Genomic DNA, 24448 nt, shown 5'->3' on the forward strand with positions numbered 1-24448 from the left:
GCACCGCGGGTCCCGTCAGCCGAACTGCTGCTCCAGGTCCTTCAGCTTGCGCTCCAGGGAGTCCAGGCGCGGCAGGGCCATGGTGTCGTCCTCGGCGGTGAGGTCGACGGTCACCGGCTCACTTCCGCTGGGGACCCGCTGAAGGGAGGGCCGTGCGCGGACGGGCAGTTGTTCCGCGGTCGATATGGCAGGCTCCGCGGTCGCGGGAGCCGGGCCGCGCTCCACGGCCTGCACCTCCACCTGCCGGCCGGCGCTCCGGCCGGCGAAGCCGCGGTGGCCCCGGCTGATCGCCTTCAGCTGGGCGCGCTCCACACGCTGCTGGTCGCGCCGGCGCTGCCGGGTCTCCTCCTTCTGCCGCTTGTCCTCGCGGACCTCCTCGACGGCCTCGTCGAGGCTGCGCACGCCCTCCAGGAGCATCAGCGACCAGGCCTTGTACGTCTCGCGGGGCGCCCGCACCCAGCGCACGATCCGGATCTGCGGCAGCGGACGCGGCACCAGGCCCTGCTCGCGCAGCGCGGCCCGGCGGGTCTGCTTCAACGCCCGGTCGAACAGCACGGCCGCCGACAGCGACATGCCGGAGAAGAACTGCGGCGCACCGGCGTGCCCCGCGCCCCGCGGCGCGTGCACCCAGTTGAACCAGGCAGCCGCCGCGGCGAACAGCCAGACGAGTATCCGGGAACCGAGCGCCGCGTCGCCGTGGCTGGCCTCGCGGACCGCGAGGACGGAGCAGAACATCGCCGCGCCGTCCAGGCCGAACGGCACCAGGTACTGCCAGCCGTCGGTCAGTCCGAGGTTCTGCTCACCGAAGCCGACGAGGCCGTGGAAGGACAGGGCCGCCGCCACCGCCGCACAGCAGAACAGGAGTACGTAGGAGGCCGTGCCGTAGATGGCCTCCTTGCGCCTGCGGCGCTCCTCGCTGCGCTCCCACGAGTCGTCCGCGCTCGCGTTCTCCCCGGAGGAGCGCTTGCCGCGCGCGAGCACCGCCACCGCCGCCAGCACGCCCAGGAGCAGTACGGCGCCCGGAAGCAGCCAGTTCAGCGATATGTCGGTCAGTCTCATCAGGGGTCCCTTGCATTGGGATAGGGCGTAACGCCCGCCATAGTGGCCCACTCCCGAGGGCCCTCAGGGGGTTTCGGGGCAAGAGGCCGCCAATAAGGTGCAAGGGAATGCCCAGGGACGGCGTTCTGCTCGAACTGCCGCTTGAGGGGCGGGAGTTGAGTTCGAATAAGACTACCCGTACGGGTGGTTCCTCGGAAAGTTCCCGTGACGGGTGAGGAAGTTGTGAATCACCTGTCCGCGAACCGGGCCGAGGGTGGGCGGTCCTGTGCCGGTGATCTTAGTGGACCCTGGGGCGTGCTCCGTCCCTGAGGGCCCCTCAAGCGGCGGCGGACGCGGCGAGTTCGGCGATCCGCCCGCCGTCGCAGGTGCGCGGGCAGGTGGCGCAGATGTCCTCCGGGCGGACGGTGTAGAACATGCAGCAGCTCACCCGGTCCCGGGTGGGCAGCGGTGAGCCGTCCGGCCCGGTCGGCGTCCGGAACCCGGCGGAACCGGCGTACGGCGGGGTCGCCCCAGGCAGCAGCAGCTCCAGCTCCCGCACGGCCCGCGCCGCCTCCCGCTCGCCGAACAGCCGGGCGACGTGCCACAGCCCCTCCGCGACCTCGTCGGTCGCCATGCCCCACAGCGCGCGCCCGCGCCGCCGCATCCGGGGCCCGAAGGCGCCGAGCACCGGCTCCAGGTGCCCGGCCACGGCCGCCCGCACCTCGGCCCGCAGCGCCTCCTCGTCCGGTACGACGACCGCGCCGGGCAGTGCGGCGGCGGGGTCGTCCGGCAGGCAGGCGACGGAGACGGGGGGCCGTACGGCCATCCGGCCGGCCGTGCGGTCGTACCAGACGTGGGTCACGGGCAGCCGGGGCACCCGGCGGTGCAGGAACCACGGAACGGTGATGAGCAGGCAGGCCGGCCAGGCGTAGCGGTGCAGGCCGAAGCTCGCGACGACGTCCGGGCGGGCCGGCCGGCCGTAGTCCCGCACCACCTGGTCCGCGTCCCAGGCGAGGAAGGCGTCCAGCTCCGCGCCGCCCGCCGCGAGCCCGGCGGCGGCGGTCCAGTCCCCGCCCGCGGGTGCCGGGTCGTCCGGGCCCAATTCGGTCACGGCCAGGCCCGGGAAGGCCGTGGCGAGGCGGTCGTACGCGGCGGTGAGCGGCGAGGCCGCAGCGGGCATGGCGGGACCACCGGTCCTTGGACGCGTCCGCGGTCAGCACGGACTGGGCTGCACAGGTAAGCCTTACCTTACCCGGAGTTGTCGGAATTTGAACTGCCGCCCGGTGCGCCTAAGGTGCTTGACGGACAAGCGACAACCCGTCGTTAATGACCCCAAGTGCCGACAAGCCGCCAGGAGGAGCCGTGAAGCAGGGCGTGCAGGGCTCCCCGGGCGCGCCGGCCGCCGCCCCGGTGCCCGCGCAGCAGCGGCAGCGGCCCGCCGCCGGCGCCGACCCGGGCCGGGAACGGGACGCCGCGGTGCCGGGCACGGCGCGGGGCGAACACACCCACGGCGAGCGGCCGGTCCCGGAGCCGCGGGCCGCGGTGCAGCGCTCCTCGGTGCGCGGGCAGATCCTGGACGCGCTGCGCACGGCGCTGGTCACCGGCGAGCTGAAGCCGGGCGAGGTCTACTCGGCGCCGGTGCTCGGGGACCGCTTCGGCGTCTCGGCCACGCCGGTGAGGGAGGCCATGCAGCAGCTCGCGCTGGAGGGCGCCGTCGAGGTCGTGCCCAACCGTGGCTTCCGGGTGGTCGAGCGGGGCGCGCGGGAGCTGGCCGAGCTGGCGGAGGTGCGCGCGCTCATCGAGGTGCCGGTGATGCTGCGGCTCGCGCGCACGGCGCCCGCCGAGCGCTGGGCCGAGCTGCGGCCGCTCGCGGAGGAGACGGTACGGGTGGCCGCCACCGGCTGCCCGGCGGCGTACGCGGAGTCCGACCGGGCCTTCCACCGGACGCTGCTCGCCCTGTCGGGCAACGAGCAACTGGTCCGCATCGCCGAGGACCTGCACCGGCGCTCCCAGTGGCCCCCGGTGCGGCGGGGACGTGCCGAGCTGGTCGCCGACGCGGCGGAGCATCTCGCCCTGCTGGACGCCCTTGCCTCCGGCGACGTGGAGCGGGTGCGGGGGCTGGTGGGCGGGCATTTCGCGGGCGCCGGCTGAGCCTTCGCGGGGTGCCGCCGTCGGGGTGCGGGCCGTGCCGCGGGTACGTCGTGGCCGGACGCGCGGTTCCCCGCGCCCCTTGAGGGGTGCGGCCGACGCGCACCGGAGGTGTGCGGGCGAGCACCACGCGCCCGCACCCGGTGACGGACCCCCGCCCCGCTACGCCGTCGCCGCCCCCGGCGCGGGCGGTGCCAGCTGCTGCGCCAGCCACGTCGGCACACCCCCCAGCAAACGGAACAGGCGGCGGGCCTCCTCGCGCAGCCGGGACGCCTCCGGTTCCTCCTCCGTGTCGGCCAGGGAGACCAGCGCGGGCGCCGTGCCCACCAGGTACCCCAGCTCCTCCCGGATGCGGAGGGATTCGGCGAAGCCGTGCCGCGCCTCCGTCAACTCGCCGTCCCGCAGCGCCAGTCCCGCCAGGTGGCGCCAGGTGAAGGACAGCAGCAACGGGTCGGCGTTCGCCGTGGCACCCGCGTGCGCCCGGCGGAAGGCGGCGCGGGCCGCCTGCGGGGCGCCGGCCAGGTTCTGGGCCACCAGCCCGCGCCGGAAGTCCAGCAGGGCCCGCCCCGCGGCCCCCGGCGGGATCAGCGCCGCCGCCCGGCCCAGCGCGGCCCGCGCCTCGTCGGCCCGGTCGCGCACGCCGAGCAGCGTGGCGGCGTACGCCAGGTAGCCCCGCTCGCACGCGGCGGCCCCCCGCTCCTCGTCGCTGTGCGCGACCGCCTCCGCCGTGCGCAGCGCGTCCTCCGCCTCCTCCCAGCCCCCCTCGGTGTACAGGCACCGTTCGGCCAGCAGGGCGGCCCGCTGCAACGCCGGGGCGGGGCGGTCGGCGGGCAGCAGGGCCGCCGCGTCGGCCCAGCAGGCCCGGCTGCGCAACCGCCATACCGCGGTCTGGAGCGGATCGTCACCGGTGGTTCCGTTACCAGACATGGCGGTATGCGCCACGTTGCCCTCCCCGAGCACGCCATCGAGCTGTTGAGTGGTGGCGGCATTCCAGCACCAATCGCGGGGCCCGGCCAAGAGGGTGGGTGAAAGATTTCACAAAGTAGTGGGGCGCGGCCGTGACCTGTTCCGGCCGCGCACGCCCCCGCTGACCTCAGCTCATGCGCAGGGCCAGGAAGAAGTCCAGCTTGTCCTCCAGGCGGGACAGGTCCCGTCCCGTCAACTGCTCGATCCGGCCGACCCGGTAGCGCAGCGTGTTGACGTGCAGGTGCAGGCGGGTGGCGCAGCGCGTCCAGGAGCCGTCGGAGTCGAGGAACGCCTCCAGGGTCGGGATCAGCTCGGCCCGGTGCCGGCGGTCGTAGTCCTTCAGCGGGTCCAGCAGGCGGGCCGTGAAGGCGCGCCGGACGTCGTCCGGGACGAACGGGAGCAGCAGGACGTGCGACGCCAGCTCCTGGTGGCCGGCCGCGCAGACCCGGCCGGAACGGGCGGCGGCGACCCGGCGGGCGTGCCGGGCCTCCTCCAGGGCGCCGCGCAGGCCCTCCGCCGAGTGCACGGCCGCGCTGACCCCGAGGGTGAGCCGGCCGTCGTCGTCCAGGCCCGCCGACAGCGGCTCGCGCACCGCCCGCAGCAGGGCGTCGGCGAGCAGGCCGGCCTCCGAGCCGTCGTGCTCGGAGGCGACCGCGGGCAGCGGGACCAGGGCGACGGCCTCGTCGCCGGTGTGCGCGACGGCGATGCGGTCCGAGGGCTCGGGGCCGGTGGCCAGCGGGTCGACCAGCACCTCCTCCAGCAGCGACTGGGCGACCGGACCGCCCTCGACCTCGCCGTCCTCCCACTCCACCCGCGCCACCACGACCTGCCAGTGCGGGGCCGCCCCGAGCCCGGGGAGCAGCACCGGGGCCGCCACCCTGAGGCGGGCGGCGATCTCGGCGGGCGCGGCGCCCGTCTGCACCAGCTCCAGCACCTCCTGGGCGAGCCGGCGGCGGACCGTGCGGGCCGCGTCCCGGCGGTCCCGCTCGACGGCGATCAGCTGGGTCACGCCCTGGAGCAGGTCCAGGCGCTCACCGGGCCAGTCGCCGGCGTCCGCCTCGACGGCCAGCAGCCAGTCCGACAGGACCGTCTCGCGGACATCGCGGGCGGCCTGCGGGGAGCGGCCGGAGGAGCGGACCGGGAAGAGGGAGTAGGTGGTGCCGTGCACGTGGACGCGGTGCGGGCCGCGGCGGCCGGTGCGGGTGGCCGCCAGGTGCTCGGCGGCCAGCCGGGCGCAGGTGTCGGCGGGCAGCGCCGGGCCCGCCACCTTGGAGCCGGCGATCATCCGGCCGGTGGGGGAGAGCACCCAGGCGCGCAGGTCGAGGTCGGAGCCGAGCAGGTCCAGGACGACGTCCGGGCCGCCGCCGGCCGGGCCCGAGGTCATCATCCGGCGGTGCCGGTCCACGACGGCCGCCAGGTCCCCGGCGCGCTCCCCGGAGACCTGCCGGACCACGTGCTCGGTGATCGTCGCGAAGGCCACCGACTCGTGCACGGCGAACAGCGGCAGCCGGTGCTTCGCGCAGGCCAGCACCAGGTCCTCCGGCACATCGCCCAGCTCGGCCTCGCCGGCCGCGAGGGCGGCCACCCCGGCCTGCACCAGGATCCGTACGAAGGGCTCGGAGTCGGCGGCGTCCCGGCGCCAGGCCAGCCCCGTGAGCACCAGCTCACCGCCGGAGAGGTAGCGGCTCGGGTCGCGCAGGTCGGTGGTCATGACCCCGCGCACCGCACGGTCCAGCTCGTCCTCGCCGCCGAGCAGCCGCAGGCCCAGCGCATCGGTGTCCAGCAGTGCGCGCAGCCGCATCTCGTCGCCGCCGTTCTGTGTCTCGAAACCTACGATGAATCTTGGAGGGGAGCCGGGAAGTGGTCCGGTGAGGGGCCGCACCGGCCGGAGTCCGGGGTCGCCGTGCCGTCACCCGTGTTTCCTCGGGAAAACGGAGAGGTGAGCGATGACCTCCGTTCATACGAATCTACAAGATGCTCGTGCTGGCCAGCGAACTCCTTCATGGTTTCGGTGACTGACCCCGTCGGAGCACAGGGCGGTGTACTGAGTCCGCTCCGCGTGAACAGCACATGAACGAGCCGGGCCCGCCGCACACGGATTGGCTCGATCCGCAGGACTTCAAGAGCACCGAGACGAAGAAGAGAGCCGGTCATGGACTTCCTTCGCCCCGCCAGCTGGGAGGAGGCGCTCGCCGCGAAGGCCGAGCACCCCGCCGCTGTGCCGATTGCGGGCGGCACCGATGTGATGGTCGAGATCAATTTCGATCACCGCCGGCCCGAGTACCTCCTGGACCTGAACCGCGTCGCAGACCTCTACGAGTGGGAGGTCGGCGAGGACGCCGTACGGCTGGGCGCCTCCGTCCCGTACACCGCGATCATGGAGAACCTCCGTGCCGAGCTGCCGGGCCTCGCGCTCGCCTCGCACACGGTCGCCTCCCCGCAGATCCGCAACCGCGGCGGCGTCGGCGGCAACCTCGGCACGGCCTCGCCCGCCGGCGACGCCCACCCCGCCCTCCTCGCCGCCGGCGCCGAGGTCGAGGTGGCGTCGGCGGCCCGGGGCACCCGCCTCATCCCGATCGACGCGTTCTACACGGGCGTCAAGCGCAACGCGCTCCAGCCCGACGAGCTGATCCGGGCGGTGCACGTCAAGAAGGCCGACGGCCCGCAGCAGTACTCGAAGGTCGGCACCCGCAACGCCATGGTCATCGCCGTGTGCGCCTTCGGGCTCGCCCTGCACCCGCGGACCCGGACCGTGCGCACCGGCATCGGCTCGGCCGCGCCCACCCCGGTGCGGGCGAAGACCGCCGAGGAGTTTCTGAACGCGGCCCTGGAGGAGGGCGGCTTCTGGGACAACGGGAAGATCATCACCCCGTCGGTCGCCAAGCGGTTCGCGGACCTGTGCTCCGCCGCCTGCAACCCGATCGACGACGTCCGGGGCACCGCGAGCTACCGCCGGCACGCGGTCGGCGTGATGGCCCGCCGGACCCTGACCTGGACCTGGGAGTCGTACCGCGGCGCCCGCCACGCCACCGAGGGAGCTGCGTGATGCGCGTCAACTTCACCGTCAACGGACGTCCGCAGGAGGCCGACGACGTCTGGGAGGGTGAGTCCCTGCTGTACGTGCTGCGCGAGCGGCTCGGCCTGCCGGGCTCGAAGAACGCCTGCGAGCAGGGCGAGTGCGGTTCCTGCACGGTCCGCCTCGACGGCGTGCCCGTGTGCTCCTGCCTGGTCGCGGCCGGCCAGGTCGAGGGCCGGGACGTCGTGACCGTCGAGGGGCTGGCGGACTACGCCAGGCAGCGCTCCTGCGGAACGGGTGCCGGCGGTGGCACGGGTCTGGACGAGGCCAAGGGATGGCAGGCCAAGGGCGCCGACTCGCAGACCGGCGAGGGCACCGGACTGAGCCCCGTCCAGCAGGCGTTCATCGACGCCGGCGCCGTCCAGTGCGGCTTCTGCACCCCGGGCCTGCTCGTCGCCGCCGACGAGATGCTGGAACGCAACCCGAACCCGACCGACGCCGACATCCGGGAGGCGCTGTCGGGCAACCTGTGCCGCTGCACGGGCTACGAGAAGATCATGGACGCGGTCCGCCTGGCGGCCGCACGGCAGTCCGAGGGGGTCTGAGCATGCCGGCCAACGGCGCACCCACCAAGATCACCCAGGGATCGCAGACCAAGGGCGGCATCGGGGAGTCCACGCTCCGCCCGGACGGCACCCTCAAGGTCACCGGCGAGTTCGCGTACTCGTCCGACATGTGGCACGAGGACATGCTGTGGGGCCAGATCCTGCGCTCCACCGTCGCGCACGCCGAGATCGTCTCCATCGACACCTCCGAGGCCCTCGCCATGCCGGGCGTGTACGCCGTCATGACGTACGACGACCTGCCCACCGAGGTGAGGAACTACGGCCTGGAGATCCAGGACACCCCGGTCCTCGCGCACGGCAAGGTGCGCCACCACGGTGAGCCGGTCGCGATCGTCGCCGCCGACCACCCGGAGACGGCCCGCCGGGCCGCGGCCAAGATCAAGGTGGACTACAAGGAGCTGCCCGTCGTCACCGACGAGGCCTCCGCGACCGCCCCGGACGCGATCCTCGTCCACGAGAACCGCGACGACCACCACGCCGGGCACGTGCCGCACCCCAACATCCTGCACCGCCAGCCGATCGTCCGCGGCGACGTGGAGGCGGCACGCGGGCGCGCGGACGTGATCGTGACGGGCGAGTACACCTTCGGCATGCAGGACCAGGCCTTCCTCGGCCCCGAGTCCGGCCTCGCCGTGCCCGAGGAGGACGGCGGCGTCCACCTCTACATCGCCACCCAGTGGCTCCACTCCGACCTGCGCCAGATGGCGCCCGTCCTCGGCCTGCCCGAGGAGAAAGTGCGCATGACGCTGGCCGGCGTCGGCGGCGCCTTCGGCGGACGCGAGGACCTGTCGATGCAGATCCACGCCTGCCTGCTGGCGCTGCGCACCGGCAAGCCGGTGAAGATCGTCTACAACCGGTTCGAGTCCTTCTTCGGGCACGTCCACCGCCACCCGGCCAAGCTCCACTACGAGCACGGGGCCACCCGCGACGGCAAGCTGACCCACATGAAGTGCCGGATCGTCCTGGACGGCGGCGCCTACGCCTCCGCCTCCCCGGCGGTCGTCGGCAACGCCTCCTCGCTGAGCGTCGGCCCGTACGTGATCGACGACGTCGACATCGAGGCCATCGCCCTCTACACCAACAACCCGCCCTGCGGCGCCATGCGCGGCTTCGGCGCGGTTCAGGCGTGCTTCGCCTACGAGGCGCAGATGGACAAGCTGGCGAAGGAACTGGGCATGGACCCGGTGGAGTTCCGGCAGCTCAACGCGATGGAGCAGGGCACCGTCATGCCGACCGGGCAGCCCGTCGACTCCCCGGCCCCGGTCGCCGAACTCCTGCGCCGCGTCAAGGCGATGCCCATGCCGCCGGAGCGCCAGTGGGAGTCCAGCGAGGGCGCCGACGTACGGCAGCTGCCCGGCGGCCTGTCCAACACCACGCACGGCGAGGGCGTCGTACGCGGGGTCGGCTACGCGGTCGGCATCAAGAACGTCGGCTTCTCCGAGGGCTTCGACGACTACTCCACCGCCAAGGTGCGCATGGAGGTCGTGGGCGGCGAGCCCGTCGCCACCGTGCACACCGCGATGGCGGAGGTCGGCCAGGGCGGAGTCACCGTCCACGCGCAGATCGCCCGCACCGAGCTGGGCGTCGCACAGGTGACGATCCACCCGGCGGACACCCAGGTGGGCTCGGCCGGCTCGACCTCGGCCTCCCGGCAGACGTACGTCACCGGCGGAGCCGTCAAGAACGCCTGCGAGCTGGTCCGCGAGAAGGTGCTGGAGATCGGCCGGCGCAAGTTCGGCTCCTACCACCCCGCCTGGGCCACGGCGGAGCTGCTGCTGGAGGGCGGCAAGGTCGTCACCGACGGCGGCGAGGTCCTCGCCGACCTGGCCGACGTCCTCGAAGACGAGGCCGTGGAGGTCGAGGAAGAGTGGCGGCACCGGCCGACCGAGCCCTTCGACCTGCGCACCGGCCAGGGCAACGGACACGTCCAGTACTCCTTCGCCGCCCACCGCGCGGTCGTCGAGGTCGACACCGAACTCGGCCTGGTCAAGGTCATCGAACTGGCCTGCGCCCAGGACGTCGGCAAGGCGCTCAACCCGCTCTCCGTCATCGGCCAGATCCAGGGCGGTACGACCCAGGGCCTGGGCGTGGCCGTGATGGAGGAGATCGTCGTGGACCCCAAGACCGCGAAGGTCAAAAACCCCTCCTTCACGGACTACCTGATCCCCACCATCCTCGACACGCCGACCATCCCGGTCGACGTGCTCGAACTCGCCGACGAACACGCCCCGTACGGGCTGCGCGGCATCGGCGAGGCCCCGACCCTGTCGTCCACCCCGGCCGTCCTCGCGGCGATCCGGAACGCGACCGGGCTGGAGCTCAACCGCACGCCGGTGCGGCCCGAGCATCTGACCGGAACGTGACCCTCCGGGGATCCAGCCGGTGATCTCCCGGGGGGACCCCGTCCCCCCGGCCCCCCTGTTCGTCTCGGGCCGTCCCCCGGGTCGTCCATTCCCAAATCCCGTGCCGCGAGGCGCCGCACGGGTGCACCTGTGAACCTTGGGAGTTGGCCCATGACCCAGCAGTCAGTGGAGCCCGGGACCGCCGCCGAGGACGCGGGCGAAGGCAGCCGCGTCCCGGCCGGGCGGTCCTGGCTCGACCGGTACTTCCACATATCCGGAAGAGGATCCACGGTCGCGCGTGAGGTGCGCGGCGGCATCACCACCTTCATGGCGATGTCCTACATCCTCCTGCTCAACCCCCTCATCCTGTCCGGCAAGGACGCGGCCGGGGACACGCTCGGCCAGAAGGCGCTGATCACCGCGACCGCGTTCGCGGCGGCCTTCACCACGCTGCTGATGGGTCTCGTCGGCAAGGTGCCGCTCGCCCTCGCCGCCGGCCTCTCCGTCTCCGGCGTCCTGTCCTCGCAGGTCGCCCCCGCCATGACCTGGCCGCAGGCGATGGGCATGTGCGTGCTGTACGGCGTGGTCATCATGCTGCTGGTCGTCACCGGCCTGCGCGAGATGATCATGAACGCGATCCCGCTCGCGCTCAAGCACGGCATCACCATGGGCATCGGCCTGTTCATCGCCCTCATCGGCTTCTACAAGTCCGGCTTCGTGCACCAGGGCAAGGCCACGCCGCTCGCCCTCGGCCCCGCCGGGGAACTCGCCGGCTGGCCGGTGCTGCTCTTCGCCGGAACCCTGCTGCTGATCTTCATGCTCCAGGCCCGGAACGTCCCCGGCGCCATCCTCATCGGCATCGTCTCCGGCACGGTCGTCGCCGCCCTCCTCAACGGCCTCGGCGTCATCGACGCGGGGCAGTGGGCGGGCGGCGCCCCCGAACTGCACGGCAGTGCCGTCTCGATGCCCGACTTCTCGCTCTTCGGTCACGTCGGGTTCGGCGGCTGGGGCGCGGTCGGCGCGATGACGATCGGCATGATCGTCTTCACCCTGGTGCTCGCCGGCTTCTTCGACGCGATGGCCACCATCATCGGCGTCGGCACCGAGGCCGGGCTGGCCGACGACAAGGGCCGGATGCCGGGCCTGTCCAAGGCACTGTTCATCGACGGCGCCGGCGGTGCGATCGGCGGTGTGGCGGGCGGCTCCGGCCAGACCGTGTTCATCGAGTCGGCGACGGGCGTCGGCGAGGGAGCCCGCACGGGCCTCGCCTCCGTCGTCACCGGCCTGTTCTTCGCGGCCTGCCTGTTCTTCACCCCGGTCACCGCGATCGTGCCGCAGGAGGTCGCGTCCGCCGCGCTGGTCGTCATCGGCGCCATGATGCTGATGAACGCCCGGCACGTGGACTGGGCCGACCGGGCGACCGCGATCCCGGTCTTCCTGACCGTCGTCCTGATGCCGTTCACGTACACCATCACCACCGGTGTCGCCGCGGGCGTCATCTCCTACACCGCCATCAAGGCGGCCCAGGGCAGGGCCCGCGAGACCGGCGCCTTCATGTGGGGCCTGACGGCCGTCTTCCTGGTCTACTTCGCCCTCCATCCCATCGAGGCGTGGCTCGGCGTGCACTAGCCACCCTGATACCTGCGACCCCGTTCAAGGAGACCGACACATGCTGGACATCGCCGAGGAGCTCGACCGGTGGGCCGAGCAGGGCCGTGACTTCGCCGTCGCCACCGTGGTGGCCGTCGGCGGCAGCGCCCCGCGCCAGCCCGGCGCCGCCCTCGCGGTGGACGCCGACGGCACGGCGATCGGCTCGGTCTCCGGCGGATGCGTGGAGGGCGCCGTGTACGAGCTGTGCCGACAGGCGCTGGAGGACGGCCACACCGTCCTCGAACGCTTCGGGTACAGCGACGAGGACGCCTTCGCCGTCGGCCTGACCTGCGGCGGTGTGATCGACATCCTCGTCACACCGGTCCGGGCGGACGGTCCCGCCCGGCCGGTGTTCGCGGCAGCGCTGGCCGCCGCCGCCCGGGGGGAGGCGGCGGCGGTCGCACGGATCGCCGCCGGCCCGGCGGAGCTGCGCGGCCGGGCCCTGCTGGTCCGGCCCGACGGGTCGTACGACGGCGGCTTCGGCGCCCACCCCGAGCTGGACCGCACGGTCGCCGCCGAGGCCGGAGCCTTCCTGGACGCGGGCCGCACCGGCACCCTGGAGATCGGCGAACAGGGCTCGCGCTGCGGCGCCCCGCTCACGGTCCTGGTCGAGTCCTCCGTCCCCGCACCCCGGATGATCGTCTTCGGCGCGATCGACTTCGCGTCGGCGCTGGTCCGGATCGCGAAGTTCCTCGGCTACCACGTCACCGTCTGCGACGCCCGCCCGGTGTTCGCCACCCGCGCCCGCTTCCCCGAGGCCGACGAGATCGTCGTCGAGTGGCCCCACAGGTACCTGGAGCGCACCGAGGTCGACGGCCGCAGCGTCCTGTGCGTCCTCACCCACGACGCCAAGTTCGACGTACCGCTGCTGAAGCTGGCGCTGCGGCTGCCGGTCGCCTACGTCGGCGCGATGGGCTCCCGCCGCACCCACCTCGACCGCGCCGAGCGGCTGCGCGCGGTCGGCGTCACCGAGCTGGAGCTGGCCCGGCTGCGCTCCCCGATCGGCCTGGACCTCGGCGCCCGCACACCCGAGGAGACGGCGCTGTCCATCGCGGCGGAGATCGTCGCGGGCCGGCGCGGGGGCAGCGGGGTGTCGCTGACCGGCGCGCACACCCCCATTCACCACGACACGGCCACGCGGCTGGCGGGGCGGATCGGGTCGGTGGCCTGAAAAGCGTTTGCCGGCCGCCGTCGCCCCTGTGTTGCATGACGGCATGGTGCCCCCCGACCGTCTGGCGGCCTTCGCCGCCCTCTCCTTCCTGCTCGTCATCGTCCCCGGCCCCAGCGTGCTGTTCGTGATCGGGCGGGCCCTGGCCCACGGCCGCCGCGCCGCGCTGACCACCGTCGTCGGCAACACGCTCGGCGCGTACCTGCTCGTCGTCGCGGTGGCGTTCGGCATCGGGTCGGTCGTCGAGCGCTCGGTCCTCGTCTTCACCGCGCTGAAGCTCGCGGGCGCCGCGTACCTCGTGCACCTCGGCGTCAAGGCGTGGCGGCAGCGCGGCTCGCTGCGCGCCTCGGTCGCGGAGTCCGGCCCGCCGCGCGGCGGCCTGCGCACCCTGGGGGAGGGGTTCGCGGTCGGCGTGGCCAACCCCAAGACGATGGTCTTCTTCGCCGCCGTACTGCCCCAGTTCGTGGACCGCGAGCAGGGTCACGTGCCCGCGCAGATGCTGCTGCTCGGGCTCGTCTTCAACGCCATCGCGGTGATCTCCGACGCCGTCTGGGGCCTGGCCGCCTCGGCCGCCCGCGACTGGTTCGCCCGCTCGCCCCGCCGCCTGTCCGCGGTCGGCGGCACGGGCGGCCTGACGATGATCGGCCTGGGCGTGACGGTGGCCCTGACAGGCCGCAAGGACTGAGGGCACGGACGCACCCGCCCCGGCTCACCCCCGTGTCAGCAGCCGGTCCGCCGCCCGGCCGAACAGCAGGAGGGACGCCGACTTCAACGGGCCGTCGAAGGCCCCGGGGAGGAAGCGGACGCCCAGGTCCTCCCGCCACACCACGCGACTGCGGCCCCCGGGCTCCGGGTGGACCTCGATCTCCGCCCAGCCGAGGACGAGCCGGCCGCGTTTCTCCAGGCGGCACAGGCCGGGGGCGTCGTCGGCCGGCGGGCGCCACACCGTCACCTCCATCACGTCGTCGACGGCGAGCGGGCCGAACCCCGACCGGGCCACGAAGCGCGTGCCCTCGCGGGTCGGCGGGGGCGTGAGCACACGGATCCGGGTCAGCGGGACCGCCTCGGCGTGGCGCGGCCAGTCCGTGAGCCGGCGCCACGCCTCGTCGGGCGGGAGCGGGACCGTGCGTGCGAAGGAGAAGGTGGGCACGGCACGATCGTAGGCAAGGGGCGCCGGTCACCTGCGCGTTCACCCGCCGCGCCGTGCCGCTCGCGTAGCAGGTGTCCTGGGGGAGTCGTATTCTGGAACAGTGGGTGCGCGGGGCGGCGCCACGGGGATCCTGCTTCTACGCTTCCTGCCACGGGCCGGTCAAGCGGCCCGTCGTACGGGGGAGTTGATCGTCATGCCGGTGAAGAACTACGGCGTTCTGATCGCCCGCGCCGTCGAGACACGGCGTGAGGGCGCGCGGGAGACGCCGCACTACCAGATCCACCTCACGGACGACCACGGCACGCACTACCGCGCCGCGGTCAACGTGCTCTCCCAGGAGCACCCTTCCGAACTGCTCTACCTGGTCGCCGACGACTTCCACCACCCGCTGACCGCCGCCCTGGAGGGCCTGCCCGGCGGCTGGAACACCCTGCCGGCCGGCCCCGGCGGCCCGACCCTCGACTTCGTGCGCGGCAACCTCTTCGACCCGGCCGGGATGCGCACGCTCCCACCGGACGTCGAGGGACCGGACAACGACCTCGCCGACCTCCTCGACCACTACGTACAGCGCGCGGTGGCGGACCCGCAGGCGCGGGCGTACGTCTTCGGCTCCCGCTTCGGCCCCGAACCCGCCGTCAAGGACAAGGTGTTCGGCTTCCTGCCCGGCAACGGCGTGCACGACGTCCACATGAACCAGGGCAACAGCCGGCGCTTCAAGGGCGACGACGGGGTGTGGCAGGACGGCGGACTCCTGCTGCGCTTCCCCGCGCAGTCCCGCTGGGTCGGCATCTTCCTGGCCTTCCAGAGCCAGTCCTGGCACACCGACGACACCACCGGGCACACCCTGGAGGACGTCGACGGCACCCGCCCCACGACCGGCGCGCAGCCCGTGATGATCATCGCGGCGAGGGTCAACCCGAAGGGCCCCGCCCCCGAGACGGAGACCGTGACCCTCCTCAACGCCTCGCCGGAGCCCGCGGATCTCACCGGCTGGCGGCTCGTCAGCCGCCTCGGCCACGGCTCACCGGTCCCGGCCACGGCCCCGCTCGCGCCCGGCGACTGCCTCACCGTGCCGCTCACCGCCGAGGCACCGCTCGGCAACCAGGGCGGCGAGATCACGCTCCTCGACGCGGCCGGCCTGAAGGTGCACGGCGTCTCCTACACCGCCGAACAGGCATCCCGCGAGGGCTGGTCGGTGGTGTTCTGAGCCGGGGCGGGGGCTACGGGCGGTACACCTTGCCGGGCTCGGCCCTGCCGGGTGCCAGTAGCTGGGGGACCGTCACGAAGACGTAGCCCCGCGCCTTGAGCGCGTCGATGATGCCGGGCACGGCCGGCACGGTCCCGGGGTAGATGTCGTGCAGCAGGATGATCCCGTCCCGGGACGACTGGTCGAGGACCCGCTTGGTGATGAGCGCCGAGTCGTCGGTGGTGTAGTCCTTGGCGGTCACGCTCCACAGCACCTCCGCCAGGCCCAGCTCCTTGCAGATCTCGTGCACGTTGGCGTCGGTGCGGCCCTGCGGAGGGCGCATCAGCGTCGGCTTGTGCCCGGTGAGGTGCTCGATCGCCTCGTTGGGCCGGTTGAGCTCCTCACGTATCTCCTCGTCCGATATCCGGGTGAGGATCTTGTGGTCCCAGGTGTGGCTCGCGACCTCGTGGCCCTCCGCCGCCATCCGCTTGACCAGCTCCGGGTACTTCTCGATGTGCCGCTTGCCGAGGAGGAAGAAGGTGGCCGGGACCTTCTTCTCCTTCAGGATGTCGAGCAGCCGCGCCGAGTTCTCGCTGGGGCCCGCGTCGAAGGTGAGCGCGATGCACTTGGCCTGGCGGCAGTCGACGGTCCCGAACCGGGCCGGTGCCCCGTGCGCCGCCTCGGCGCGAGCGGTGCTCGGGGCGGTCGTGTCGACCTGGGCGCAGCCGGACAGGGTGAGCGCCAGGCAGGCGGCGGCGGACGCGAGCGCCCAGCCACGCAACCTCCGGCCCGTCGTGCGCATCTTCCCGGGTGCGTCGGTGGTCGCGTGCGGCGGCGTCGAGTTCGTGTCGGTCGTCAGAGGCATGCCGGGACTATACACCGTGTGTATAGTGCACGCGTTCGAGCCCTGCCGTACGGCTTCCGCGACGACCCCGTGCACACCAGTAGTACCGGACGGGTACGCGGAGTAACCTCACGACCATGACGCGCACGGGGGAGCGAGTCGTCGCATCGCGCTTACGGACACCGTCCTGGATCGCGCGCATCGAGACACCGGACGGCCGGGTCCTGGGCGCGGGCGTGCTGCTCGCCGCCGAGCGGGTCCTCACCGCCGCGCACGTCGTCCGTCCCGGCCACCGCTACACCGTCCGCCTGGTCGGCGTGCCCGGCCTGGCCGCCGTGACCGCCGCCGTCCGCCCGGACGAACACGTACCGCAGAGCGAGGACACCTTCGGCGACCGCAGCGGCGACCTCGCCCTGCTGCGCCTGGACGCACCACTGCCCGCCGAGCACACCACGCGGCTCTACCGGCTCGCCGCCCCCCACGGCCCCGTCAGCATGTACGGATTCCCGCGCGGCGACGACGGCGGGCGCTGGCACGGCGCCACCCTGGTCGCCGCGCGCGGCCGGGACAGCCAGGTGCAACTGCGCCCGCTCACCCCCGAAGAACTCGCCGACGACGGCTTCAGCGGCGGAGGCGTCGTCGACCACGCCACCGACCAGGTCATCGGCATCGTCCTGAGCGTGGACGACGGCCCGGGCTCCGCCTTCAGCTACATGAGCCCCACCGAGACCATCCTCAGCCATCTGCCGCAGGTCGCCGCCTGGACCGACGGCGCCGAGGCCGTCGACCCCCGGCTGCGCACCGGCACCGGCGCGGGCGCCGGCTGGCTCGACGTCCCGTTCGCCACCGAACTCGCCTCCTGGTTCCGCGGCGAGGGCTGGCCGGTGCTCGTCACCGTCGTCCCCGCGCGCGGCGACCGCGCCTGGACCCTGCAACGGGCCGTCACCCTTGCCGACCGCGAACTGCGCACCCACCGCAACACCAGCGCCGTCAGCCACGACCCGCCCGAGACCGTGCCCCCCGCCGGCGCCCACGACCTCGCCCTGGACGTCAGGGGACTGACGGCCGCGGAGGTCATGGACCGGATCGCCGAACGCCTCGGCATCCGCGACGACCCCCGGCCCGAACGGCTCGGCACGCTGCGCCTCCCGCTCGCCGCCGTCCTGGTCGCCGTCGACGAGGCCGCCGAACCCGACGCGCTGCTCGGTCTGCTGGACCGGCTCGCCCGGCAGGGGGCACGGCTGCTGCTGGTCTTCCGCGGCCAGGCGGAACGCGCCGAGCAGGCCGCCGAGTTCCTCGTGCACCGGCCGCTGCGCGCACGCTGGGCCCGCCTGCACACCGAACTCGATCGCATCACCGACGCGTTGGGGCCCGAGCTGGACACCCGCCGGGACCGCGTCCTGCCCCCGCCCGGCACCCGGCAGCTGATCGACCGGGCCGAGGCCGGCGTCCGGCGCAGCCGCATGCTGCGCGCCTGGATCGACCACGCTCCCGAACAGGAACGCGCACCCGCGCGCGCCGGACTGCTGTTCACCTTCGAGGACGCCGTCGGCCGCCGCCGGCGCCGCCTGGAGAAGGCCGTCGACCTGCTCGACGCCCGGCTGCGCCGCCGCGAGGAACTCCTCGGCCGCGTCGGCGCCGAGTGGCCGCTGTGCCGGCAGCGGGCCGCCGCGCAGGGCGACCGGGTCGTGGCGGCGTACCGGCTCTACGAACAGGCCGTCTCGCTGCTGCGGCAGACCCCCTGCGACATCGAGCGGGCCGAGGCCGCCGTCGAGCGGTTCGTCGGCTTCTGCTCCGCCACCCCACCCGGTGAGGAGGGCGCCTCGTGACCTCGTGCGTCCGGCCCGGCTGCGCGGGCCGCATCATGGGCACCGGCTACTGCGACACCTGCGGCCACCGGCACGCCGAACCGCGCACCGCACCGCCGGCCCGGCCCCCGGCCGGCACCGCCGAGGAGCCCGAGCCCCCCGGCCCGGCGGCCGTGCACGCCGTCGCCGGCACCGGCGAACTCGACCAGCACGGACTGGTCGTCCTGCCCGACGTCCCCGTCCCCGACGACGTCCTCGTCGAGGACCCGCGACCGCCCACCGGGGGCCGCCGCTGCGGCGCGAACGGCTGCACCATGACCATCGGCATCGGCTACGGCGGCCAGCCCGCTCCCGACACCGGCCGCTGCCCCCGCTGCGGCACGCCCTACTCCTTCCGGCCGCAGCTCACCCGCGGCGACATCGTCGCCGACCACTACCAGGTCCTCGGCTGCCTCGCCCACGGCGGCCTCGGCTGGGTGTACCTCGCCGAGGACACCCGCGCCGCCGGCCACCGGGTCGTCCTCAAGGGCCAGATCAACGTCCACGACGCCCTCGCCCGCCGCACCGCCGTCGAGGAGCGCCGCTCCCTGACCGACCTGCACCACCCCGACATCGTCCGCATCATCACCTACGCCGAACACCGGGCCCCCGGCCGTCCGCCCACCGGCTACCTGGTCATGGACTACATCGGCGGACGCTCCCTGCAACAGCTCTTCGACGCCGACGACGTCGAGCGGATCTTCCACGGCCGCCCCCGGCTCGACCACGTCCTCACCTACGGCTGCAAGATCCTCGGCGCCCTCCAGTACATGCACGAACGCGGGCTGCTCTACTGCGACATGAAGCCCGCCAACGTCATCCACTTCGGACGGGCGCTGAAGGTCATCGACCTCGGCGCCGTCCGCGCCATCGGCGACCGCACCTCCGCCCACGTCCACACGGCCGGCTACGCCCCGCCCCAGGAGGAGATCGACCGGCGCGGCTGGCACGTCGACAGCGACCTCTACACCGTCGGCATGACCCTCCAGGCCCTGGCCCGGAACACCGAACCCGCCCGCGGCCTCGCCCCCGACTCCTTCCGCCGCCTCATCGCCCGCGCCACCCACGCCGAACCCCGCGCCCGGTTCCGCTCCGCCGCCGAGATGTCCCGCCAATTGTGGGAAGTCCTCCGTGAGTTCCGCTCGCTCCAGTTCGGCGAGCAGCTGCCGGAGAGCTCCACCCGGTTCCGCGCGACCGGCGCCGGCCTCGACGCCGGACTCGGCGCCATCCCCGCCCTGGACCACTGGACCACCCGCCCCGGCGAGCGGCCCGTCGGCCTGGACGTCTCCCCGCCCGCCGCCGCCGAGGTGGCCGGCGCCCTGCCCGAGCCGCTGCCCGACCCCGACGACGGCGCCGCCCTGCTCCTGGACACCTTCCCGCCCGACGCCCCCGACCGCGTCGCCCGGCAGTGGCCGCGCGAATCCCGCCTCGGCACCCCCGAGACCGCGCTGTGGCTGTGCCGCGCCTACCTCAGGAAGGGCGAGCAGCAGGCGGCGGAGAGCTGGCTTGCCGAGGCCGAGACCCAGCTCGGCGAACGCGCCGCCCATGACTGGCGCATCGCCTGGCACCACGGCGTGCTGCACCTCAGCAAGGGCGAGGTGGAGCCGGCCGGTGCCCGCTTCGACGCCGTCTACCGGGCCCTGCCCGGCGAGTACGCGCCCAAGCTCGCCCTCGGCTACTGCGCCGAACACACCGGCCCCCGGCCCGCGGACCGTGGGCGCCCCACGCGGGCCATGCGATATTACGAAGCCGTCTGGAAACGGGACTCCGCACACACCGCCGCCGCGTTCGGCCTGGCCCGCGGCCACCTGGCCGGCGGCGACCGGGACGCCGCCGTCCACGTCCTCGACGAGGTGCCCGCCACCTCCCGGCACCACGACGCCGCCCGCATCGCGGCCGTCCGCGTCCGCGCCGGCGTCCTGCACGGCGACCCGCCCACCCCGGCCGGCCTGCGGGACGCCGTCCGGCGACTGCCCGAACTGCGCCTGGACGGCGGCGCGACGGCCGGGGAGTCCCGGGCCCGGCTGGTCGCGGAGGTCCGCGAGAACGCCCTGCACGGCCGGCCGGCCCAGGGCTGGGGCCCGGACTTCCCCGCCGGGGAGCTCCTCGGGCCCGGAGACGAGGACGGTCTGCGCACCCGGCTGGAGCACTCGTTCCGGCAACTGGCCGCCCAGGCCCGCACCGCCGGCGAACACGGCCGGCTCCTCGACCTGGCCCACGCGGTCCGGCCGATCACCACGTTCTGAACCCGCACGGCCCTCCGGGAGCGACGCCCGGAGGAGACGAGATTCCGGACCACTTGGGAAGAGGCAGCGATGACCGTGGCCGAGGAGACCGAGGTGACGCTCGCGGTCGGCCAGCAGAAGGAACTGCCGGTCGCGCCGGACCCCGCCGGGCGGCACCCCGACCCTCGGATGCACGCCATCCTGGAGATCGGGGTCAGGAGCCGGGGCCGCCCGGAACGCCCCGGCGCGCCCGTGCCCGGCACCGGGCCCGCGCTCGCCGAGGTGCTGATCGTCGACACCTCCCGCTCGATGCTCCACCCCGCCGCCAAACTGCACGCGGCCAAGGACGCCACCGTCGCGGCGGTCCGGATGCTGCCCGACGGCACCGCGTTCGCCGTGCTCTCCGGACGGTTCGACGCCACCCTCGTCCACCCCGGAGCCGGCAGCGCGGTGCTCGCCGTCGCCGGTCCCGGCGAACGCGAGGCCGCCGAACGCGCCGTACGGATCCTGGACGCGGACGGCGGCACCGCCATCGGCACCTGGCTCGACCTCGCCCGGTGGCTGCTCAAGGACCACCCCGCCCCGGTGAAACACGTCCTGCTGCTCACCGACGGGCGCAACGAGCACGACCACCGGGCCGCCATGTCCCTGGAGACCGCGCTCGACGCCTGCGAGGGACGGTTCGTCTGCGACGCCTGGGGCATCGGCGACGACTGGGACGCCGACCTGCTGCTGCGCATCACCCGGCGGCTGCACGGCCGCGCCCGCGCCGTCCGCGCCGAGTCCGAACTGACCACCGCGTACGAGGAGTTGGTGGCCGGGCTGCTCGGCACGGCGGTGCCCGAGCTGCGCATCCGGCTCACGCCCACCCCGGGCACGGTGATCCGCCAGGTCAAGCAGGTGGTGCCGAGCGAACAGGAACTGCCGCCCGTCCCGGCCGGCTCCGGCGGACGCGGCGCGGAGTACGTCACCCGCGCCTGGGGCGACGAGGTACGGCACTTCCAGGTCGTCCTGACCGCCGACCCGACCGGCCGCGAGACCGGCGAGGACCTCCAGCTCGCCGCCGTGGAGATCGCCGTACCCGACTTCGGCCGGCCGGTACGGCTGCCCGCGCCGCAGCCCGTCCTGGTGCGCTGGACCGACAACCCGCTGGACGCCTCCCGGCAGCACCCCGGGGTCCGCCGGCACGAGCTGTACCAGCGGGCGGGCGCCGCCGTCGCCGGTGCCTACCGGGCCTGGCTGCGCGGCACGGACGGCCGTGACACCGCGGACCGGGAACTCACCCGCGCGCTCGCGCTGGCCGCCGAACTGGGCGACACCCAGCTGCTCGGCGCGCTCCGGCTGGTCGAGGCCGCGCCGGGCACCGGCCGGGTCCGGACCGGGCTGAAGGACGTCGACTGGCAGCACCTGATCCTCTCCAGCGCCCTGACGACGCCACCGGAAGCGTCGGCGGTGGGCCCGGCGGAGGGCGGTGCAGCCGCGCGGAGCGCCGAGGCCGCCGGGACCCCGCCGGGTTCCGGCGCCCCGCCGGGGTCCATCGGGCCGCAGGGAGCCGCCCCGCCGGGCTCCGCCGTGCCGCAGGGAGCCGCCCCGCCGGGCTCCGCCGTGCCGCAGGGAGCCGCCCCGCCGGGCTCCGCCGTGCCGCAGGGAGCCGCCTCGCCCGGCCCGGTCGCGCCGCAGGGAGCCGTCCCGCCCGCTTCCGCCGGGCCGTCCCTCCCCGTTCGCCCCGACGGACTCGTCGAGTGTCCGGGCTGCGAGTGGCTCGGTCCGGCCGACTCCGTCTACTGCGGCGGCAGGTGCGGCCGGCCGCTGAGAGGGGCGCCCGCATGACCACCGGCAGGGGGACGACACCCGGCACCGGCCCCGCGACCGGCGCGCGGCCGACGGCCCCGCCCGCCCCACGCCCCGCACGGGCCCGCCCCGCCGACCGCCGCGCCCCCGGCAGGGCGGCCCCGTGGGTCCGGCTCCCCGGTGCCGGGCCGCGCCCGGCGGACGGCGGCAGCACGACCGCCCACGACCTGACCGTCCGCCACCGCCTGCTGCTGGCCCTGTCGGCCCTGCTCGCGCTGTCGCTGTTCGTGTCGTACCAGGGCGTGCACGGCGACGCGAACCCGCTGCGCACCTCCACCGCCCCGGCCGTCCTGTCCCTGGACACCGCGCTGTACGCGCTCGGCCAGGCCGAGCGGGACGCCGGCGCACCCGCCCCGACCAGCGACTTCCAGAAGCAGATCTCGGTCGCCGCGCAGAGCCTGTCGGCCGCCGCCGCGGACGACGACGTGGGCGGGCCGGCGGGCCGGCAGGCCCTCCAGACGATCGCCGGGCTGATCACGGTCTACGCGGTCAAGGTCCAGAAGTCGCAGCTCCAGCCGGACGGCAGCCTGATGCGCGAGGCCTACCGCAGCTATGCCACCAGCATCCTGACGGAGAAGGGCACGGGCATACAGGACCGACTGAAGGCGCTGCAACGGCAGCAGCGGGCGGCCGTGCACCGGCAGACCTCGTTCGGGCCGCTGCTGTGGCTCGCCTGGAGCGTCGCCCTGCTGCTGGCCCTCGCCCTCTGGGCCGCGCTGCTGGAGACCCAGCTCTTCCTGCGCCGCCGTTTCCGGCGCCGGTACAACCGCCAGCTCCTGGCCGCCCTGGTGCTGTCGGCGGCCGGTGTCGCCACCGCCGTGCTGTTCACCGTGTGGACCCAGCGGGGGATGGCGGACACCCGGCAGCTGCTCGACAGCCCGCTGCCCGGGCGGCTCATACCCGTCGCGGGGCGGGACACCGCCTCGTACCTTTCGCACACCGGCTTCCGCGCGTCGGCGGCGGTGTGGATCCTGATAGGAGGCGTCCTGCTGATGGCACTGGCCGAGACGGGCCTGCGGCGGCACATCGACGACTACCGGTTCAGGCCCCGGTGAACGCGCACCCCGGCGGCTCCGCGACGGCCGCCCCCGGCACCCGGTCCCGCCCCTCCCGCCGCCCGGCCCGCATCGTCACGGTGGTCGCGAGCTGCCTGGCCCTGCTGGCGGCGGCCGTCGTGGTGGGCGTACGCGCCCTCGGGCAGGAGCCGACCGTCACCCTGCTGGCCAACTGGACCGGCGAGGACGAGAACGACTTCCGGAAGGCGGTCGTCGAGCCCTTCGAGCGGAAGTACCGCATCCATGTCGACTACCAGGGCAGCAACGCCGAGAGCCAGGTGCTCGGCGCCGACGTCGAGGCCGGGACACCGCCCGACGTCGTGGTGCTCACCGGCCCCGGCGAACTCGCCGAGTACGCCCGGCAGAAGCACCTGCTGCCGCTGGAAGACCTGGTGGACCAGGCGGACTTCGGCCCGTCCTGGGCCATGCCGCTGGCGGACGGGCACGTGTACTGGTTCCCCCTGAAGGCCGACCTGAAGAGCATCGTCTGGTACCCGGCCGACGTCGGGGAGCAGGAGCGGCGGCAGGCGGCGCACCGGCCGGCCGCGTGGTGCGTCGGCATGGGCTCCGGTGCCACCAGCGGCTGGCCCGGCACCGACTGGATCGAGGACATCCTGCTGCAACGGTACGGTCCGGGCGTCTACGAGCAGTGGGCGCGCGGCGCGCTGCCCTGGAGGTCGAAGCAGGTCAGGACGGCCTGGACCACCTGGCGCGACCTGGTCGGCGCGGGAGGCGACCCGGACCTCGTCCGGCGGGCCCTGAAGACCCCGTACGAGGCGGCGTCACGACCGGTCACCGCGCGCCCGCGGGGCTGCACGCTGGAGCACCAGGCCTCGTTCATCCGGGGCCGCCAGCACGCCTGGAAGGACGTCGACGGCCGTTACGAGCCCTCCGCCCGGCTGCTCCTCGGCGCCCCCGCCAACCGCGCGTGGGAGGTCTCCGGAGACCTGGTCGTCCTGCTGCACGCCACCCCGGCGGCCAGGAAGCTGATCCGCTACCTGGCCTCCGCCGACGCCCAACGCGCCTGGAGCGCTGAGCAGTCCGGCTTCTCCGTCCACACCGGCGTCCCGCCCGCCGGCGGCACCGACCCGGACTGGCGGCGCTCCCTGGCGCTCACCCTCCGCGACCGGCGGGCCGTGCACTGCTTCGACGCCTCCGACGCGATGCCGCCCGCGGTACGGGACGCGTTCGCCGAGGCGGCGATCGAATTCCTCGCCCACCCCGGCCGCTTGGACGACCTCCTGCACTCCCTGGACACCCTCAGCCACACCTCGGGGCTGACCTGGCTGCCGTCCGTGTGCGACCGCGGCCCGTGAGCGGCCGGCGTACGTTCTTC

At 74.2% G+C, this 24448-nt stretch carries 19 protein-coding genes; 13 read left to right on the plus strand and 6 right to left on the minus strand.

The annotated features are described in order from the left end of the window. Positions 1-15: 15 nt before the first annotated feature. Together AQJ11_RS04680 and AQJ11_RS04685 are read right to left on the minus strand one after the other, a co-directional pair. Positions 16-1059 (minus strand): DUF2637 domain-containing protein, encoded by a 1044-nt coding sequence (locus AQJ11_RS04680; RefSeq protein WP_014675783.1) that lies wholly within the window; start codon positions 1057-1059, stop codon positions 16-18. Between the two features lie 316 nt (positions 1060-1375). Then, complete coding sequence (locus AQJ11_RS04685; protein ID WP_059261976.1) at positions 1376-2218, minus strand: (2Fe-2S)-binding protein; 843 nt, start codon at positions 2216-2218, stop codon at positions 1376-1378. 182 nt (positions 2219-2400) lie between these two features. Between AQJ11_RS04685 and AQJ11_RS04690 the strand changes: the two genes are divergently transcribed. Next, on the plus strand, positions 2401-3189 hold the full coding sequence (locus AQJ11_RS04690; protein ID WP_058082471.1) for a GntR family transcriptional regulator: 789 nt from the start codon (positions 2401-2403) through the stop codon (positions 3187-3189). A 159-nt stretch (positions 3190-3348) separates the two neighbouring features. Here AQJ11_RS04690 and AQJ11_RS04695 read toward each other — a convergent pair whose 3' ends face one another. Then, positions 3349-4113, minus strand: a complete 765-nt coding sequence (locus AQJ11_RS04695; protein WP_059262256.1) for a hypothetical protein — start codon at positions 4111-4113, stop codon at positions 3349-3351. Between the two features lie 166 nt (positions 4114-4279). Then, positions 4280-5953 carry a PucR family transcriptional regulator gene (locus tag AQJ11_RS04700; RefSeq protein ID WP_059261977.1) on the minus strand — a complete coding sequence of 558 codons (1674 nt, stop codon included), beginning with the start codon at positions 5951-5953 and terminating at the stop codon, positions 4280-4282. Positions 5954-6304: 351 nt separating this feature from the next. Between AQJ11_RS04700 and AQJ11_RS04705 the strand changes: the two genes are divergently transcribed. From AQJ11_RS04705 to AQJ11_RS04730, 6 genes are all read left to right on the plus strand, one after another. Further along, positions 6305-7198, plus strand: a complete 894-nt coding sequence (locus AQJ11_RS04705; protein WP_014675789.1) for an FAD binding domain-containing protein — start codon at positions 6305-6307, stop codon at positions 7196-7198. After that, positions 7198-7773 carry a (2Fe-2S)-binding protein gene (locus AQJ11_RS04710; protein WP_014675790.1) on the plus strand — a complete coding sequence of 192 codons (576 nt, stop codon included), beginning with the start codon at positions 7198-7200 and terminating at the stop codon, positions 7771-7773. Before AQJ11_RS04705 ends, AQJ11_RS04710 begins: the two co-directional genes overlap by 1 nt. Positions 7774-7775: 2 nt before the next feature. After that, positions 7776-10157, plus strand: coding sequence for a xanthine dehydrogenase subunit D (pucD, locus tag AQJ11_RS04715; RefSeq protein ID WP_059261978.1), 2382 nt, complete (start codon positions 7776-7778; stop codon positions 10155-10157). A gap of 150 nt (positions 10158-10307) precedes the next feature. Continuing rightward, positions 10308-11765 (plus strand): NCS2 family permease, encoded by a 1458-nt coding sequence (locus AQJ11_RS04720; RefSeq protein WP_014675792.1) that lies wholly within the window; start codon positions 10308-10310, stop codon positions 11763-11765. 40 nt (positions 11766-11805) lie between these two features. Continuing rightward, positions 11806-12957 carry an XdhC family protein gene (locus tag AQJ11_RS04725; protein WP_059261979.1) on the plus strand — a complete coding sequence of 384 codons (1152 nt, stop codon included), beginning with the start codon at positions 11806-11808 and terminating at the stop codon, positions 12955-12957. Between the two features lie 43 nt (positions 12958-13000). Continuing rightward, positions 13001-13639, plus strand: coding sequence for a LysE family translocator (locus AQJ11_RS04730; RefSeq protein ID WP_059261980.1), 639 nt, complete (start codon positions 13001-13003; stop codon positions 13637-13639). 24 nt (positions 13640-13663) lie between these two features. Here the strand turns inward: AQJ11_RS04730 and AQJ11_RS04735 are convergent, their stop codons facing one another. Next, positions 13664-14104: an SRPBCC family protein gene (locus AQJ11_RS04735; RefSeq protein WP_059261981.1), complete on the minus strand. Its 441-nt coding sequence runs from the start codon at positions 14102-14104 to the stop codon at positions 13664-13666. Between the two features lie 193 nt (positions 14105-14297). On the opposite strand from AQJ11_RS04735, the gene AQJ11_RS04740 reads away from it, so the two are divergent. Then, positions 14298-15311 (plus strand): DUF2278 family protein, encoded by a 1014-nt coding sequence (locus tag AQJ11_RS04740; protein WP_014675796.1) that lies wholly within the window; start codon positions 14298-14300, stop codon positions 15309-15311. A 13-nt stretch (positions 15312-15324) separates the two neighbouring features. Here the strand turns inward: AQJ11_RS04740 and AQJ11_RS04745 are convergent, their stop codons facing one another. Further along, positions 15325-16092 (minus strand): polysaccharide deacetylase family protein, encoded by a 768-nt coding sequence (locus tag AQJ11_RS04745; RefSeq protein WP_059262257.1) that lies wholly within the window; start codon positions 16090-16092, stop codon positions 15325-15327. A gap of 179 nt (positions 16093-16271) precedes the next feature. Between AQJ11_RS04745 and AQJ11_RS04750 the strand changes: the two genes are divergently transcribed. The 5 genes from AQJ11_RS04750 to AQJ11_RS04770 all read left to right on the plus strand — a co-directional run bounded on the left by AQJ11_RS04750 (position 16272) and on the right by AQJ11_RS04770 (position 24428). Beyond that, positions 16272-17963, plus strand: a complete 1692-nt coding sequence (locus AQJ11_RS04750; RefSeq protein ID WP_059261982.1) for a S1 family peptidase — start codon at positions 16272-16274, stop codon at positions 17961-17963. Next, entirely contained in the window at positions 17960-20227 is a 2268-nt protein-coding gene (locus AQJ11_RS04755) for a serine/threonine-protein kinase (RefSeq protein WP_059261983.1), read from the plus strand. Before AQJ11_RS04750 ends, AQJ11_RS04755 begins: the two co-directional genes overlap by 4 nt. Before the next feature lie 69 nt (positions 20228-20296). After that, the gene (locus AQJ11_RS04760) at positions 20297-22036 is read left to right on the plus strand and encodes a VWA domain-containing protein (RefSeq protein WP_059261984.1); all 1740 of its coding nucleotides are present in this window, start codon (positions 20297-20299) and stop codon (positions 22034-22036) included. Then, positions 22033-23112: a hypothetical protein gene (locus tag AQJ11_RS04765; RefSeq protein ID WP_059261985.1), complete on the plus strand. Its 1080-nt coding sequence runs from the start codon at positions 22033-22035 to the stop codon at positions 23110-23112. The genes AQJ11_RS04760 and AQJ11_RS04765 overlap by 4 nt, the downstream gene beginning before the upstream one ends. Further along, positions 23109-24428 carry an ABC transporter substrate-binding protein gene (locus AQJ11_RS04770; RefSeq protein ID WP_059261986.1) on the plus strand — a complete coding sequence of 440 codons (1320 nt, stop codon included), beginning with the start codon at positions 23109-23111 and terminating at the stop codon, positions 24426-24428. Before AQJ11_RS04765 ends, AQJ11_RS04770 begins: the two co-directional genes overlap by 4 nt. The last annotated feature ends 20 nt before the right edge of the window (positions 24429-24448 follow it).

Origin of the sequence: Streptomyces corchorusii, from assembly GCF_001514055.1 — a bacterium.
Lineage (GTDB): Bacteria > Actinomycetota > Actinomycetes > Streptomycetales > Streptomycetaceae > Streptomyces > Streptomyces olivaceoviridis.